General features: G+C 48.2%; 15 protein-coding genes and 2 pseudogenes. 16 read left to right on the top strand and 1 reads right to left on the bottom strand.

Annotation, left to right across the window (positions count from 1 at the left end):
* The first annotated feature begins 14 nt into the window (after nucleotides 1-14).
* From ACIFQN_RS21955 to ACIFQN_RS21920, 8 genes are all read left to right on the top strand, one after another.
* Nucleotides 15-494 carry a 2,4'-dihydroxyacetophenone dioxygenase family protein gene (locus ACIFQN_RS21955; protein WP_429835174.1) on the top strand — a complete coding sequence of 160 codons (480 nt, stop codon included), beginning with the start codon at nucleotides 15-17 and terminating at the stop codon, nucleotides 492-494.
* Nucleotides 495-538: 44 nt separating this feature from the next.
* Nucleotides 539-1,456 (top strand): tripartite tricarboxylate transporter substrate binding protein, encoded by a 918-nt coding sequence (locus ACIFQN_RS21950; RefSeq protein WP_429835173.1) that lies wholly within the window; start codon nucleotides 539-541, stop codon nucleotides 1,454-1,456.
* Between the two features lie 66 nt (nucleotides 1,457-1,522).
* Nucleotides 1,523-1,981: a tripartite tricarboxylate transporter TctB family protein gene (locus ACIFQN_RS21945; RefSeq protein ID WP_429835172.1), complete on the top strand. Its 459-nt coding sequence runs from the start codon at nucleotides 1,523-1,525 to the stop codon at nucleotides 1,979-1,981.
* Between the two features lie 25 nt (nucleotides 1,982-2,006).
* Nucleotides 2,007-3,506, top strand: a complete 1,500-nt coding sequence (locus ACIFQN_RS21940; RefSeq protein ID WP_429835171.1) for a tripartite tricarboxylate transporter permease — start codon at nucleotides 2,007-2,009, stop codon at nucleotides 3,504-3,506.
* 124 nt (nucleotides 3,507-3,630) lie between these two features.
* Nucleotides 3,631-4,293 carry a GntR family transcriptional regulator gene (locus tag ACIFQN_RS21935; protein WP_429835170.1) on the top strand — a complete coding sequence of 221 codons (663 nt, stop codon included), beginning with the start codon at nucleotides 3,631-3,633 and terminating at the stop codon, nucleotides 4,291-4,293.
* Nucleotides 4,294-4,429: 136 nt separating this feature from the next.
* Nucleotides 4,430-5,365, top strand: coding sequence for a 3-hydroxyacyl-CoA dehydrogenase family protein (locus tag ACIFQN_RS21930; protein WP_429835169.1), 936 nt, complete (start codon nucleotides 4,430-4,432; stop codon nucleotides 5,363-5,365).
* 98 nt (nucleotides 5,366-5,463) lie between these two features.
* Nucleotides 5,464-7,008 (top strand): AbgT family transporter, encoded by a 1,545-nt coding sequence (locus tag ACIFQN_RS21925; protein ID WP_429835168.1) that lies wholly within the window; start codon nucleotides 5,464-5,466, stop codon nucleotides 7,006-7,008.
* 20 nt (nucleotides 7,009-7,028) lie between these two features.
* Nucleotides 7,029-8,297 (top strand): M20 metallopeptidase family protein, encoded by a 1,269-nt coding sequence (locus ACIFQN_RS21920; protein ID WP_429835167.1) that lies wholly within the window; start codon nucleotides 7,029-7,031, stop codon nucleotides 8,295-8,297.
* Here the strand turns inward: ACIFQN_RS21920 and ACIFQN_RS21915 are convergent.
* Nucleotides 8,235-8,492: pseudogene (locus ACIFQN_RS21915) on the bottom strand (hypothetical protein); the annotation flags it as partial. The gene ACIFQN_RS21920 and the pseudogene ACIFQN_RS21915 sit on opposite strands and share 63 nt — an antisense overlap.
* 150 nt (nucleotides 8,493-8,642) lie before the next feature.
* Here ACIFQN_RS21915 and ACIFQN_RS21910 point away from each other — a divergent pair.
* From ACIFQN_RS21910 to ACIFQN_RS21875, 8 genes and pseudogenes are all read left to right on the top strand, one after another.
* Nucleotides 8,643-8,876 carry a hypothetical protein gene (locus ACIFQN_RS21910; RefSeq protein WP_429835166.1) on the top strand — a complete coding sequence of 78 codons (234 nt, stop codon included), beginning with the start codon at nucleotides 8,643-8,645 and terminating at the stop codon, nucleotides 8,874-8,876.
* Nucleotides 8,877-8,973: 97 nt separating this feature from the next.
* On the top strand, nucleotides 8,974-10,539 hold the full coding sequence (locus tag ACIFQN_RS21905) for a PucR family transcriptional regulator (protein WP_429835165.1): 1,566 nt from the start codon (nucleotides 8,974-8,976) through the stop codon (nucleotides 10,537-10,539).
* A 315-nt stretch (nucleotides 10,540-10,854) separates the two neighbouring features.
* Entirely contained in the window at nucleotides 10,855-12,468 is a 1,614-nt protein-coding gene (locus ACIFQN_RS21900) for an OPT/YSL family transporter (protein WP_429835164.1), read from the top strand.
* Between the two features lie 23 nt (nucleotides 12,469-12,491).
* Nucleotides 12,492-13,553, top strand: a complete 1,062-nt coding sequence (locus ACIFQN_RS21895; protein WP_429835163.1) for a DUF917 domain-containing protein — start codon at nucleotides 12,492-12,494, stop codon at nucleotides 13,551-13,553.
* Between the two features lie 59 nt (nucleotides 13,554-13,612).
* Nucleotides 13,613-14,557: a DUF1177 domain-containing protein gene (locus tag ACIFQN_RS21890; RefSeq protein ID WP_429835162.1), complete on the top strand. Its 945-nt coding sequence runs from the start codon at nucleotides 13,613-13,615 to the stop codon at nucleotides 14,555-14,557.
* Nucleotides 14,558-14,717: 160 nt separating this feature from the next.
* Nucleotides 14,718-14,765 (top strand): annotated as a pseudogene (locus ACIFQN_RS21885) (hypothetical protein); the annotation flags it as partial.
* Between the two features lie 88 nt (nucleotides 14,766-14,853).
* Nucleotides 14,854-15,003, top strand: a complete 150-nt coding sequence (locus ACIFQN_RS21880; RefSeq protein WP_429835161.1) for an AroM family protein — start codon at nucleotides 14,854-14,856, stop codon at nucleotides 15,001-15,003.
* Nucleotides 15,004-15,063: 60 nt separating this feature from the next.
* Complete coding sequence (locus ACIFQN_RS21875) at nucleotides 15,064-15,411, top strand: hypothetical protein (RefSeq protein ID WP_429835160.1); 348 nt, start codon at nucleotides 15,064-15,066, stop codon at nucleotides 15,409-15,411.
* The last annotated feature ends 2 nt before the right edge of the window (nucleotides 15,412-15,413 follow it).

Genomic DNA, 15,413 nt, shown 5'->3' with positions numbered 1-15,413 from the left:
GCGAGGAAATTACAATGACAATGACGTTGAATGAATTTACTGAAATGATGCAACTGCCTGACCAAGCCATCGACAGCACCGATATCCCTTGGGTACCGCAATCAGACCGTGTATGGTTCAAGCCAGTCCGCTTTGATCTGTCGACTGGCCGTTGGATTAATCTCTTGAAAGTGAAGCCAGGCGGAGCTGTTAACCGTCATCGCCACTCAGGCGGACAAGTAATGGCTTTCACCCTGCAAGGCGAGTGGCGCTATCTGGAAAGAGAGTGGGTAGCCAAACCAGGTACATTCGTTTACGAGCCGCCAGGAGACATCCATACCCTCGTAGTCGACGGGGAGGAAGACATGATTACGCTGTTCATTTTGGAAGGTGTCATTCAGTATCTGGATGATAATGATCAGATCACGTATCAAGACGATGTCTTTACCAAGCTAAAGCTTTACAAAGAGTACTGTGAGAAGCACAATATCCCGATGAAAGACTTGCAATTTTAGTTTCATTTAAAATAGAGATAAAGACGAGGAAAGCGGGGGCTCATATGAAAAAAAATCGATTATTCACTGGACTCGTTTCCATCACACTTCTGGCTGCACTGGCCGGATGTGGTGGAGGCGGCAGTGATGCAACCACTAAAGTTGCTCGTGCATTTGCAGACTCTGCAAAAACTCACTTCGCTAAGCCTTTCGGTGTCGTTAACAAAACAGGTGGCGGCGGAACGATCGGTATGGCAGAAGGGGCAAAAGCAAAAGCAGATGGATATAAAGTTACTTTGCTTACAGCAGATGTGACCATTTTGCCAAACATTGGCTTGGCTACTTTCAAGCCGGAAGACTTTAAACCAATCGCGATGATCAACCAAGACCCTGCAGCCATCACCGTTAAGGCTGATGCGCCATGGAATACGGTCGAAGAATTTACAGAGTTCGCAAAAGCCAATCCAGACAAAGTGCGTGTAGCAAACTCAGGAACAGGTGGCATCTGGCATTTGGCGGCGGCAGCTTTTGAAGATAAAACCGGAGCAAAATTCCGCCACATCCCATACGAGGGAGCAGCTCCTGCGGTGACGGCTCTGCTTGGGGGACACGTTGAAGCAGTTATGGTAAGTCCTGCTGAGGTTTCTGCTCACCTCGCATCTGAAAACTTAAAAATGCTGGCGGTTATGTCAGACGAGCGTCTTGAAAAATTGAAAGATATTCCTACATTAAAAGAAAAGGGTATTGATTTGTCAGTATCTACATGGCGCGGACTCGGTGTACCAAAAGATACTCCACAAGAAATTGTAACCGTTCTCAAGGACGCAGCGGGGAAAACGGTAAAAGAACAGAATTTCCAAGATGTTTTGGACAAGATGAATCTGGGAAAAACGTATCTTGATGATGTAGCTTTCCAAGAGAAAATGACAAGCGATTCAGCTATGTTCAAAGAACTGATCGATAAGCTGGGATTGAAGAAGTAAAAAATGCGCGACGCGGAGATGCCTTCTCCGCGTTGTTTGAATGATGTTGGCTGCAGGGGGATGAAAATGAACCGTTACGCAACTACATATGCAAGCGTTTTTCTGATTGTTGTGGGAGTGCTGGCTATTTATTACGCCAAGCAGTTTCCTTCTGCCGGGGCAGAGGCTGTCGGACCTGCCTTTTATCCAACATTCCTGTCCTGTTTACTGATTTTCCTCTCGATTCTCTTAATCGCCAAGGAAAGAAGAGAAATGCTGGGGGCTAAAGCCTCGCAGGAAGTTGCCTCCATTAACTGGATGAAGGCGTTGATCGGTCTACTCTTGACGATTGTGTATTTTATCCTCATATACTTGGTCGGCTTTTATGTTGCCTCTCCGTTGTTTTTTGTGGCTATGAAATGGATGATGGATGGTCAAAGAAAGTGGACGGCGATTATTCCTGCGGCTTTAGTGACATTCGGGGTCTACGCTATTTTCGCTCTATTACTTAATGTCATTTTACCCACCGGCTTATTATTTTCTTGATTCCAAATGATGAGAGGTGAACAGCATGACTGACTTTTTTTTGCAAGGGGTAACGCAAATATTCTCGCAGCCGATGGTCCTTCTACTTTCGGTATTGGGTGTTGCGATCGGGATCATCGTAGGAGCGCTACCCGGTCTGACAGCTACGATGGGGGTCGCGCTTCTGCTTCCTGTCACGTTTGGCATGGACCCCGTCTCCGGTTTACTGCTGCTCTCCGGCGTCTATTTCGGAGGTGTGTACGGCGGTTCGATTACGGCTATTCTGTTGCGTACGCCCGGTACGCCTGCAGCCGCAGCTACAGCCATCGACGGCTACGCCTTGACGCAAAAAGGAATGGCTGGCCAAGCATTAGGCGCAGCTACACTTTCTTCGACGATTGGCGGTATCCTCAGTGTCCTTGTTCTGATGTTTCTGTCACCAGTGCTGGCAAATCTGGCGCTTGAGTTTAGCGCCCCCGAGACGTTTGCGCTGGCGGTATTTGGGCTAAGCATTATTGCCAGCATCTCCGGCGAATCCCTCTTGAAAGGACTCATTGCGGGTACGGCAGGGCTCTTGGTTGCGACGATCGGCCTGGACCCAATCGTAGGATTGCCACGGTATACCGGCGGAATAGAAGAACTGATGAATGGCATTCCTTATATTCCAGTCATGATCGGGTTGTTTGCCGCAGCGGAGGCTTTTAAGACGTTGGAGGAAGCTGCGACAAGCGAAAAAGTGAAGGCTACGATAGAACGTATTCTCCCAACCTGGTTGAATTTTAAGAAGATGCTGCCGACCATACTGCGTTCCTCAGGCTTGGGTATCCTCATCGGAATCATTCCAGGCGCAGGCGGAGATATTGCCGCTTTCGTTTCATATAATGAAGCAAAGCGATTCAGCAAAGAAAAAGAAGAGTTCGGAAAAGGGAAATTAGAAGCAGTTGCTGCTTGTGAATCGGGTGCGAATGCTTGTACGGGTGGAGCCTTTATCCCCCTACTGACGCTGGGTATCCCAGGGGATGCAGTAACGGCCGTTATGCTGGGTGCCTTGATGGTGCAGGGACTCCAGCCTGGACCTATGCTCTTTACAAACAATGGAGACCTGGTGTATACACTGTTTGTCGGAATGCTCTTTTGCTATATCGTGATGCTTGTTCTTGGGTTGTTGGCAGCCCGTTATTTTGCTAAGGTGGTGGAAATTCCCAAATCTATTTTGACACCTATGATTCTCGTACTGTGCATCGTCGGCTCCTATGCGATCAATAACAGCTTTTTTGATGTGGGAGTCATGTTAGTCTCAGGAATCATCGGATATTTCATGCAAAAGAAAGACTTTCCTGCATCACCGATTGTTTTGGCATTGATTCTGGGCCCGATGGCGGAAAGCCAATTCAGAAGATCACTTGCATTATCCGACGGAAGCTACGACATCTTTTTCACACGCCCGATCACATGTCTCTTATTGGTTGTATCGCTGCTTACATTGTTCACACCGATTATTAAATCGTTTTTGAACAAAAAGCGCGCCTCCAGACAAAACATTTAGAGTGAAACATTCTTTCTTCTCCAAATGAATTCTTCAAATGTAGAGACGTGTTAGGATGGGAATAGGAGTGGTCATGTCGATCTGTTACAATAAATGAAGAAATATGGTTGAAGGATGGATAGTAGTGGGCAAAACAGGGATGTTTGACAATCTGAATCTGCATGAGAGAGTCTATCTTTATTTGCGTGACAAAATCGTCCATAACGACTTGAAGCCAGGTTCACGTATTGACTACGATGAATTGATGGCCGAGTTGGGTGTTAGCCGTACCCCTGTGCGAGATGCTTTGAATAGACTGCAGATGGATAATTTGATAGAAGTAAGGCCGCGGTCCGGTACGTTTGTCAGTACGCCCAATAAAAAAGCGATCGAAGACCTCTATAACGTCCGTAAGCCATTGGAATCCATGGCCGTTGAATTGGCCGCTCCCTACATTCCTGATGAGTGCTACCTCGCGCTGCTGGAAGAGGCGGAGCTGGCGGAAGAACAGTTGAAGAAGGGCAATCCGGATGTATTCTTTGCTTCTGACCGTAATTTTCATCGCACGCTGATCAGCTATTCGGATAACACCCGACTGATTGCGATTATGGATTCCCTCGAGGTACAGGTCAAATGGTTCGGGATTATCATGACCAAAAACTTGGACAGACCGTATCGGGCGATCGAAATGCACAAAAAAATAGTAGCAGCTATGAGAGACAAAAAGATCGACGAAGCGAAACGAACGATGGAGATGCATATCGAAGAAGTCAAATTGGACATCATGAGTGATTATCCTACGGATTAGGTTGAAAAGGTCGTTATCCTGTTGCAGGGATAACGGCCTTTTTTTCTACTTTTTCCATGGCGAAAAGCAGGAACTGCCAGCTCGCAAATGGAAGCTTTGTTCATCAATGAATGTCATCCTATAGGAGGAGCGCGACATGGCTAGACAAGTAGCCGTCATCGGGTCGGGTGTTATGGGGCATGGAATTGCTCAGGTGTATGCACTGGCTGGTTTTGCAGTTTCTCTTTATGATTTGCAGGAAGAGTTCTTGCTCCGGGCCAAAAAGAGTGTGGAGCAAAGCTTGTCACTTCTTGTGCAAGAAAAAGTGATCACGGAGCAGGCAAAACACGATGCATTGGAACGAATTGTTTTGACGACCGATCTACAGCAGGCTGTGGCGAAGGCGGAGGTGATTACAGAAGCCGTACCTGAGGTGATCGAGCTAAAGTGGGAGTTGTTCAGGCAGCTAGAGGAGTTCGCGAGACCTGATGCCATTATCGCCTCGAATACTTCAACCTTTTCTATCGCACGCTTGGTCGAAGTGGCAAAAGCGCCACACCGGTTTATTATTACGCACTTTTTCAACCCGGCTCAGCTTGTGCCGCTGGTCGAAATTGTCCGGCATGAAACAACTTCCGAAGAAGTGGTTGAAGCGACGCGAGAACTGATGCTTATGGTTGGTAAATCTCCGGTCTTGCTGAAAAAGGATGTTCCCGGCTTTATCGCCAATCGCCTGCAGGCAGCTTTGATGAGGGAAGCCTTTTCCTTACTTAGCGACGGTGTAGCCGATGCAGAGGAAATTGATACTGTGATGAAGAATGGCATCGGGTTTCGGTGGGCGTTTGTGGGGCCAATCGAGACGGCTGACTTCGGTGGCCTCGATACGTGGAAGTGCGTCATGGACAATTTGGCTCCAGTGCTGGATCATTCAAAGAGCGCCCCGGCATTGATTGCCGAATTGGTGGAAAAAGGCAAGCTAGGTACAAAAACAGGAGCGGGTATTTACTCCTATGAGAACACGTCCGTTGAGGAGAAGCTGCGTGAGCGAGATGAGAATTTCATCCGTTTAGGGAAAAGGAAGCGGGAATGTTAGGAAGGAAGAGATATTATCAGAATATTTGAATTGTAATCGTTGATAAAAATATGGAAAAATGTGATAGTTTAATTAATCAAAAGATTGGAGGGATGTAGATGAGTCAATTGGCGGAAAACGTCGCAGAAATCGGGCATGAGAAAAAGCAGTCTTTTTTTCAAAAGTTTCTCGATCAGGTTGAAAAGGCAGGGAATAAACTGCCGGATCCGGTTACCCTGTTTGCTATTTTTACACTTATGATTTTAGTAGCGTCTAGTATTTTTTCTTTACTCGGCACTACAGTAGTGAATCCGGCGACAAAGGAAACGATCCAGGTAGTGAATTTGCTCAATGGAGAGGGAATTCGGACTGTACTTACATCGCTTGTCGGAAATTTCACCGGTTTTCCGCCATTAGGTCTCGTGCTTGTCGTCATGCTGGGTGTGGGATTGGCTGAATCCACTGGCTTGGTCAGCACCTTCATGCGTACAACGATTCTGAATGCGCCAGTTAAAATTATTTTACCGACGATTCTCTTTATTGCGGTGATGGGCAACGCCGCTGCGGACGCTGCGCAAGTCGTTCTGCCACCGATTGCCGCCATGATTTTTGCTGCGATTGGCCGACACCCGATTGCAGGTATGGCAGCAGCATATGCGACAGTGAGCGGAGCCTTTTCCGCGAATCTGATCATCAGCATGCTCGATCCGTTATTGGCAGGCTTTACGCAGGCTGGGGCAAATATCATTGATCCGAATTACGTAGCCAATCCCGCGATGAATTATTACTTTATGGTCGTTTCCACCTTTGTCATTATACCGGTTGCCATGTTTGTCACGACGAAAATCGTCGAGCCGAGATTAGGACTTTATACAGGTCCTGCAGAAGTGGTAGAGAAAGTTAGCAATGAGGAAAAACGAGGCTTGAAGTGGGCAACCGTCTCCCTCATCGCTTATGCAGCCATTATTTGTGTAATGACTCTGCCTGAAAATGCGATTTTACGAAATCAGGAGAATGGATCCTTAATCGTTTCGCCTTTTATGAGTGCGATTGTACCGATTATGTTGTTTGGCTTTTTCATTCCGGCGCTGGCTTACGGAATTGGTGCGAGAGTGATAAAAACGGACAAGGATGTTGCTGATCACCTAGGAAAAGCGATGGCGGGAATGGGCGGGTATATCGTCCTTGCCTTTATTGCAGCCCAAATGATTGCCTTTTTCAGCAAGAGCAACCTAGGACCGATTATTGCAATCAAGGGCGCAGAGTTTTTACGATCCATTGGCTTTGAAGGCTTGCCCATGCTGCATGGCTTCATCTTAATGGCAGCGATCATCAACCTCTTGATTGCGAGTGCTTCAGCCAAGTGGGCATTGCTCGCCCCCGTTTTTGTACCGATGTTTATGTTGCTCGGATATAGTCCCGCATTGACTCAGGCAGCTTACAGAATTGCAGACTCAATTACGAATCCGATCACACCGATGCTTGCCTATTTTGCGATCGTCCTCACATTTGCCAAAAAATACGACAAGTCGATTGGAATGGGGACGCTCATTTCCGTATTGCTGCCTTACTCGATCGCATTTGCAATATTCTGGATCATTTTGTTTGTCGTCTGGTATTATTTAGGCCTACCACTGGGACCAGGCGCTTTTATTCGACTCTAATCACGAAGGGAAGAACGAGGATGAAACAACTCTTGAAAGAACTGCATGCACAAGTAGAAGCATTGGAGACAGAAATGATTACCATCCGCAGAGATTTGCACCGTCATCCGGAATTATCTTTCGAGGAGGTACGGACACCCGCGATGATCGCAGACTTTTTGGAGGGGCTTGGTCTGGAAGTCAGAAGGAATGTAGGGGGACGAGGAGTCGTCGGTACATTAAAAGGCGGGAAGCCAGGAAAAACAATTGCATTGCGAGCGGATTTTGACGCACTTCCCATACACGATGAAAAAGAAGTGGAATACCGCTCAACCGTTCCAGGAGTGATGCATGCGTGTGGTCACGACGGGCATACTGCCGCATTGCTCGGAACAGCAAAGGCTCTTGCGAAATATCGGGACCAGCTCCCAGGTACTATCGTCTTCATCCATCAATTTGCAGAGGAACTAGCCCCAGGAGGAGCAAGACCGATGATTGAGGACGGCTGCCTGGACGGAGTAGACGTCATTTATGGATGCCATTTGCAGAGCACAATGCCATTTGGCAATGTTTATTATCGCGAAGGTTATATCCAGGCTGCTGCTGACAAGTTTACGATCAAAGTGACGGGTAAAGGGGGCCATGGAGCCATTCCTCACGAAACCGTCGACCCCATCATCATTGGTTCCCAGATTGCATTAAACCTGCAAACGATTGCGAGCAGAAGAGTTGATCCACTGAAACAACTGGTTGTTTCGATTGGGGCGTTTCATGCGGGCGATGCGTTTAATGTGATCCCTGAATCAGCAGAGCTGACGGGGACGGTGCGCTCCTATGATCCACAAGTCCGAGATATGGCGGAGCAGACCTTGATTAAAATAGCCACCACGGTAGCGGAAGCGAACGACGCAGTAGCAAAGGTTCATTACGAAAGAGGCTATGATGCCCTGTACAATCACCCAGAAGAAACCAGGATTGCGCAGCAGGCACTGGCCAATGTCGACGGTGTGCAGGAAGTGGTGGAGACTCCTCCGGTAATGCCAGGTGAAGATTTTTCTTACTACACGCAAAAGGTGCCAGGCAGCTTCTTTTTTACAGGTGCGCAGATGCAGAATCCGTCCGACATTTACCCGCATCACAATGCCAGATTCGATTTTGACGAGCGAGCCATGGCGATTTCGGCAAAGGGATTTTGCTCCATTATCCTCGCGTACCAACAGAAATACATGAGCGAAGCTGAGGAGAGCACTCGTTCCCCCGCCGCCGACCAATATTCTCCCGCCTCTGTTAAAGATGAGCAATTTTCTTGATCCATTCGATAACAGGACGATTGCTTTTGCCCGATTGGCTGTTGCGATATAGACGACATACCCGCTTCTGGACAAGAAGGTACGCCAGTTTTTATCGAACTCAGACCGCAGAACCCGGTTAGAATAAACTTGATTTTCGATGCGTGATGCTGTGATTTTTTTCACTGTGTATGACCACCTCCCGTTCCCTACCATTTTATTCACTGACATTCTAAAGGAATGGACAAGTGCTCCTGGATATCTCTCTATTTTGGTTGCATCCATGCGCGAAGCGTACTATGATAACAGCAAGAACAGCGTTCATAGTCACCTCGTTTGAATGCTCGTCAAAAAGGAGTGAGTCATATGGCAAAAAGCAGCGCTCGCAAAGAGCGGGAAAAGCTCGAGAGGGAAGGAAAGCGAAACCCGGATCAAAACAGGAGTATCTTTGCCTTTGCAGACATGAGATCGCGGAGAACGAAGACGAAAGCAGAAAAACTGCACCAACAAAAGCACAAAAGGTCGTATTCCTCTCAAAGGGAAGATGGCCTTTTTTGTTTTGTACTATCGGAGTATAAAATTTTAAGGATGATGGTGTAAGTGCAACTACGGCCACTGCCTGCGCCAATAGGCTTGACAAATCCAAGTTTTCTAATGGTAGCATCAAGGAAATAGTAAGAGTGACGAGGTGAAGTACATGCAAATCACTCCTTTTACGGTGGAGCGGCTGCTGCAACTACCAGTGTTTCATGGAGCAAAAGTAATGGCTGGTGACGAAGGCATTTCCAAGGAGATTTACTATATCAGTTCCATGGAAATGCCTGACCTGACGGGGTTTCTCAGACCGAGCGAATTGATTATTACTACAGGCTACTCGTTTCGCGATGAACCTGCGCTTCTTTGCCGTCTTCTGGATGAAATGCATCAGGTCGGCAGCTCAGCGATAGGGATCAAGACGAGAAGGTTCATACAGGAAGTGCCCCCAGAGGCCTTGTACAAAAGCAATCTGTACGGCATTCCCTTATTTGATATCCCGCTGGAAAACTCCTTTATTGATATGACACATGCGGTCATCGACCAGATACTGAATCGGCAGGCGTTTATGCTGCGCGAGGTTCGAGAAGTGAACCAGCAGTTTACGAATCTGGTCTTGAATCGGCGGACGACAGAGCTGGTTGTCCTTATCGGTCATCTGCTCTCCTGCGAGGCTGCTGTATTGAAAGAGAATGGGGAAGTAGAAAGCAGCACTTCTCACTTTGGTAAGGCAGTGATCCGAGAAAAGCGAGCGATTCAGGTAGGCAGCAGAATCATGGGTTACCTGGCTATTACGAGAGAACTGAGGGAACAAGACCGTTTTGAACAGATGTGCCTCGATCATGCTGTGACTGTTTTGGCGATTGAATTTACGATTCGACAGTCCCAGCAGTTGCAGCGTGAACGCGAGCAAGAGTCGTTTTTGGTAGAGCTGTTTTCGGGGTCCTCGCACCAAGAAGACTTGCTGCGTTATCGGGCAAAGCAGTTGGGGCTCTCTCTTCGGCCTTTTCACTATGTGATGGTCGTCCGTGTAACCAATATGACTGAAGTGGACAAGCTGCCACCGGATGAACAGCTTGCTCATCTCTACAATCAATTATTGCAAAAGGTGAACAAGCCGGGGGCAAATAATCGGAAGGGTGTCGTTATCAATGATTCTCTGATTGTCTTATGCTCGTCGATCCATGGAGAAGTGGAAAAGCAAAGAGAAGATGCTGAAGCATTGGCTAAGGAGCTGTTGCCGCTGGGCGAGGGGTTTCCTTCTGATTTGCAGCTCACTGTTGGAATTGGTGGCGTGCGCCAGCTTTTGGCAGAGGTTCCGGCTAGCAGTCTGGAAGCCCACAAGGCCATTTCCATCGGGCAGCACACTTTGCCCAAACAAAGAATCGTGCATTTTTACGAAGTGCTGGTAGAGGATTTGCTTTTAGACGCAGCCGGGCATCCGGTGTTGAAGATGCTTACGTCTATGTTGATAGAGCCGATTGTCGCTTATGACAAGGAATATGGCACTGAACTGGTAGCTACCTTGGGGGCATTTCTCAAATCAGGTGGCAATACCAAACGGGTAGCAGAAGAATTGTTTATCCATCGCAATTCTGTCTTGTATCGTTTGGAGCGGATCGGGGAAATTCTTCAGACGGATGTAAATGATCCCGAAGTACGTTTTCGTCTGGATGTAGCGATGCGTGTCTGGAAAACAGAGGGAGTCGACATTCAACCGATTCAATGAAATCATACCGTTTGTGATCGTGCCCAAAAAGGGGTGCGAAGTTTTGGGTCGCTTTCCATAGGGGGAAGCGGCTTTTTTTTGTACTATCAGAAAGTAAAAAGAATTTAGGGAAGACAGTTTTAAGCAGGAAAGAAACGTGATGATCAGGGGGAGAGAAAAGCAGCGATTTTTTTTGCAATCATGAAGGCGCTTTCAGGTAGCGAGCGCATTCCTTTTGCCTGACGTAGCAATAATACCACTAACTTTAGTTGGCTAAGGAAAGGCATGCGATCATTACGATTTTTCATTGAATTTATTAACAAAGGAGGCGCTATTATGGCCAAAGAAAAGTCCCCAAGAGGAAAACATCCCTCCGCTTTTGAGCCTACTACGCTGATCCTGAATATTGCTTTGTCCGTATTCGGAGCAATTATCGGGATGCAGTTGATTACGTCACTGGGGGTTACGCCGAGTACTTCGATTATCGGAGCGATTGCGGCAATGCTGATCGCGCGGATTCCGATGGAGATCTTCTCCAAGTACCGCTCCGTTCATCGTCAAAATCTCGTACAAACATCGATTTCATCCGCCACCTTTGGGGCAGCGAACAGCTTGCTGATACCGATCGGGATTCCGTTTGCGATGGGCAAGCCTGAGCTCATCGTTCCGATGCTGATTGGTGCGGGACTTGCGATGTTTGTAGATACAGCGCTGCTGTACAAGCTGTTTGACTCCAAAGTGTTTCCAGCGACTGGCACGTGGGCACCAGGTGTCGCGACTGCAGAGGCGATTATCGCAGGAGACAAAGGCGGAAAGCGTGGGCTCCTGTTGGGAGTAGGTACGGCTATCGGTTTGCTCGGTTCCTACTTGGGAATTTCAATGTCAGCATTTGGGGTTGCGTTTATCGGGAATATTTGGGCGCTGGCCATGTTTGGATTTGGCCTTTTGCTTCGTCAATATTCGATTCCGCTTTTCCAGGTTGACTTGAACGCCTTGTACATTCCGCACGGCTTTATGATCGGTGCGGGGATCGTCGCTTTGTTTCAAGTGGCATTCGTTATTCTCAAAAAGAAGAAACCGGCTGCAGCAGCTATCACTTCGGCTGGTGCATTGGAGGATGTCTCCTATACGCAAAGTGAAAAAACAACATCGCGCGTCCTGGGCTTCGGCTTTCTTGCTTATCTCGTTGTGGCACTTATTGTTGCGATCGCAGGTGGACTCATTACACACATGTCTTTTGGCATGCTGATTGGCTTTTTGCTCTTTGCTGCGTTCGCTGCTTATGTCCATGAGCTGATTGTAGGGATCGCCGCCATGCACTCCGGATGGTTCCCCGCTTTTGCGATTGCTTTGATCACGTTGATTATTGGGATGATGATTGGTTTCCCGCCTGTGGCACTCGCTCTTTTGGTCGGTTTTAGTGCTGCGACTGGACCTGCTTTTGCCGATATGGGCTACGATTTGAAAACGGGCTTCATTTTGCGCGGCAATGGTGCTGATATGGCGATGGAGCTCGAAGGACGCAAGCAACAATACATCGCTGGCTTGATCGCTTTTGGTGTAGCACTCATTACTGTCGCCTTTTCGTATCAAAGCTTCTTTTCCGAAGGTCTGATTCCGCCAGTTGATGCTGTGTACGCCAGCACGATCGAAGCAGGAACCTCTCCGGCAATTGCTAAGCAATTATTGCTGTGGGCGATTCCAGGGGCGATTTTGCAATTGATTGGTGGAGCAAATAAACAAATGGGTGTCATGTTCGCTACTGGACTTTTGATCCTGAATCCATATGCCGGATTCGCTGTATTGGCTGGTATTCTGATTCGCAGTATCACCCTGAAAGTAAAAGGCAAGCAGGCTGAGAGTACGCTGAGCATTCTCGCCGCAGGATTTATCGCGGGTGACGCGATCTACAGTTTCTGTAACTCCTTGTTTAAATTCGCGAAAAAATAAACTACAAACGGAGGAGAAGCGAAATGGCAAAAATCAAAATCACCATATCCATGATGGAAGCAGCGGTTTACGGTGGAGCGGTACTCGGTGGCGGCGGTGGAGGCTGGATTGAAGATGGGATGGAAACCGGACGTCTGGCACTCGAAGTGGGATCGCCACAATTGTATACGGTAGATGAAATGAATGATGAGGACCTGCTGGCAACGGTAGCTTTGGTTGGGGCACCGGCTGCAGAGAATCAATACGTAAAGCCTATGCACTATGTACGTGCGCTGCAGCTTCTGGAAAGAACGATTCAACAGCCAATCAAAGGGATCATCACCAATGAGAATGGGGCAGGAACAACAGTAAACGGCTGGTTTCAAGCAGCAGTAACAGGATTGCCTGTCATTGACTTGCCATGTAATGGTCGTGCCCATCCTACCGGTTCGATGGGAGCGATGAACCTGCATCAGGTAGAAGGCTACATTTCGCACCAGGCTGCTGTTGGCGGTAAGGATGAGCTGTATCATGAGGTTTGCGTCAGTGGACAATTGCAGCAAGCGGCTGGACTGGTTCGCAAAGTATCTGTAGAAACAGGAGGCTTGGTTGTCGTTGCACGCAATCCGATCACCGTATCCTATGCGCGTGAAAACGGAGCTCCGGGTGCCATTCTCCAGGCGATCGAGGTAGGGGAAGCCCTGCTTGGTTCCAAAGGAGAGTCGGCGATCGAGGCTGTATGCAAGAAACTGGGTGGCCGTGTCGTTACTTCTGGTCTGGTAGATGAATTCGAATTGACCACAGCGGGTGGATTTGATGTAGGGAGAGTCGTCATCAGTGGTCACGAAATGACATTCTGGAACGAGTACATGACGCTTGAACAAAATGGAGAGCGATTGGGCACCTTCCCAGACCTCATCATGACGCTCGATGCCCAAACGGCCAAACCGATCGTCTCGGCGGAAATTGAAAAAGGACAGAAGCTGGCGGTCATTCACGTGCCAAAAGAAAAGCTGATTCTCAGCTCGACCATGCGCAATAAAGAGCTGCTCGCAGCGGTAGAGGATGCGGTCAACAAACAAATTCTTTCCTACATCTTTGGCTAAGAACGATCTGCACACCACGAGAATATATGCATCATCGTTCGAATCAAGGAGGAATCAGCATGGCGTTAAAACAAACAATGACTGTTTTTGAAATCATGGACAGTGCCTATGTAAATGGAGAAACCATCAAGCAGTTATTCTCTGCATTTCCAGGCGTAACTGTAACTACGCAAACAGTCTCTGGAGAAGAAGGTAGCACGGATTTCGTGAAAATTCTGGTGCCAGGGAAAAACGGCAAGTCTGCTGGAGGCACAGCTCCTACCTTTGGGATCATTGGTCGCCTCGGCGGAATTGGCGCACGCCCTAGTCGTATTGGACTGGTGTCTGATGCAGATGGTGCGATTGCTGCTGTGGCCTCTGCCTTGAAGCTTGCACAAATGCAAAAAAACGGTGATATGCTGACTGGTGATGTCATAATCAGTACGCACATTTGCCCGCATGCGCCGACAGTGCCGCATGAACCGGTTGATTTCATGGGCTCGCCTGTCGACATTTTGACCATGAACAAGTATGAGATTATTCCTGAGATGGAAGCGATCCTCTCTATTGATACGACCAAAGGGAATCGAATCGTCAATCATAAAGGGATCGCGATCTCGCCAACGGTCAAGGAAGGATACATTTTGCGCATAAGTGAGGATCTACTGCGGATTATGGAGATGACCACCGGACAACTGCCAGTCACCTTCCCGATCACGATGCAGGACATCACGCCGTATGGAAACGACCTGTTCCACGTCAATAGCATCCTTCAGCCATCTGTCGCGACGGATGCCCCAGTCGTAGGAGTTGCCATCACCGCCCAGAGTGCCGTTCCAGGCTGCGGAACCGGAGCGAGTCATGAAACAGATATTGCCCTCGCCGTCAAATTTGCGGTAGAGGTTGCAAAAGAATTTACAAAAGGCATTACGCGTTTTTACGACGAGGCTGAGTTTGAGCACATCGTTACACGCTATGGCTCCATGAAAATTTTTCAAACCATGGGCAACGAGCCAGTCATGTAAAACGTGCACGTCAAGCGAAAAGAAGCAGGGAGATGATGCGTCTCCCTGTTTTTTTCTTAATCAACATTTCTCTATCGTTCGCTGAACTGATTCGGGTAGGGGTCCTGGACCAGGGGAATATGTGCTAACCTCCCGATTGCCCAATGCGGAAGCAGTCGTGATGTCCCGGGAAAGCATCCAACCGATTTTGCAGGAAAAGATCAGCGACATGGAGGCCTCTGGCATTCAGAATATTTTGCTATTTTGTGCACCAGTGTTCGCCGTTCTATCTAGACCTAGAGGCGTATCAGAAGGCAATGGAACCATTGAAGGGTCAGGTCGATCTGCTGCTTCTCGATTGCATGGGATATTCGGAAGAGGCACGACAGCTTGTCAGTAGCCTGTTTGGCAAGCCCGCCATGCTGTCGACAGCCCTGATGACAAAGCTGATGTCGGAGCTGATTTAGCTAAATGGAAGACAACAGAGCAGACAATAGAAGGGAACACAGGGTGGTCATGTCGAACATATGGGAGAGAATCGAGCACGAGGAAGGGGATTTACCATTTTGCCGAGCAGTCAGACTATTCATCCAGAATGTGCACAAGCCATACGTCGTCTCATCCAACTCAAAGACCCGAAGCGGCAAGATTTCTTGGAGCTAAGAACTTATGGGACAGACCGTTATTCGGCAATGGGCTGGGATGAGCTTCAATCTTATATTAATGAAACGACGGTTGTGATCGTCGAGCAGTTCGAGAATGAGCAAAACATCATGTCAGCCTTGCGCTGGGTCGCCAGAGGATTACCTGTCTGGTTGGCGATCAGAAAAGTACGGGCGGATTATTCGGTGTATGGGTATAAGGGGCAGAAGTAGGA

It is taken from the genome of Brevibacillus sp. NRS-1366 (assembly GCF_050467985.1).
The sequence above is the reverse complement of the archived record's forward strand: the minus strand, read 5'-3'. Positions and strand labels throughout refer to the sequence as shown.

Excerpts from the sequence above, each read along its gene's own strand:
- ACIFQN_RS21955 (WP_429835174.1), top strand. The coding sequence starts at position 15 with ATGACAATGACGTTGAATGAATTTACTGAAATGATGCAACTGCCTGAC.
- ACIFQN_RS21950 (WP_429835173.1), top strand. The coding sequence starts at position 539 with ATGAAAAAAAATCGATTATTCACTGGACTCGTTTCCATCACACTTCTG.
- ACIFQN_RS21945 (WP_429835172.1), top strand. The coding sequence starts at position 1,523 with ATGAACCGTTACGCAACTACATATGCAAGCGTTTTTCTGATTGTTGTG.
- ACIFQN_RS21940 (WP_429835171.1), top strand. The coding sequence starts at position 2,007 with ATGACTGACTTTTTTTTGCAAGGGGTAACGCAAATATTCTCGCAGCCG.
- ACIFQN_RS21930 (WP_429835169.1), top strand. The coding sequence starts at position 4,430 with ATGGCTAGACAAGTAGCCGTCATCGGGTCGGGTGTTATGGGGCATGGA.
- ACIFQN_RS21925 (WP_429835168.1), top strand. The coding sequence starts at position 5,464 with ATGAGTCAATTGGCGGAAAACGTCGCAGAAATCGGGCATGAGAAAAAG.
- ACIFQN_RS21920 (WP_429835167.1), top strand. The coding sequence starts at position 7,029 with ATGAAACAACTCTTGAAAGAACTGCATGCACAAGTAGAAGCATTGGAG.
- ACIFQN_RS21910 (WP_429835166.1), top strand. The coding sequence starts at position 8,643 with ATGGCAAAAAGCAGCGCTCGCAAAGAGCGGGAAAAGCTCGAGAGGGAA.
- ACIFQN_RS21905 (WP_429835165.1), top strand. The coding sequence starts at position 8,974 with ATGCAAATCACTCCTTTTACGGTGGAGCGGCTGCTGCAACTACCAGTG.
- ACIFQN_RS21900 (WP_429835164.1), top strand. The coding sequence starts at position 10,855 with ATGGCCAAAGAAAAGTCCCCAAGAGGAAAACATCCCTCCGCTTTTGAG.
- ACIFQN_RS21895 (WP_429835163.1), top strand. The coding sequence starts at position 12,492 with ATGGCAAAAATCAAAATCACCATATCCATGATGGAAGCAGCGGTTTAC.
- ACIFQN_RS21890 (WP_429835162.1), top strand. The coding sequence starts at position 13,613 with ATGGCGTTAAAACAAACAATGACTGTTTTTGAAATCATGGACAGTGCC.
- ACIFQN_RS21880 (WP_429835161.1), top strand. The coding sequence starts at position 14,854 with ATGGAACCATTGAAGGGTCAGGTCGATCTGCTGCTTCTCGATTGCATG.
- ACIFQN_RS21875 (WP_429835160.1), top strand. The coding sequence starts at position 15,064 with ATGGGAGAGAATCGAGCACGAGGAAGGGGATTTACCATTTTGCCGAGC.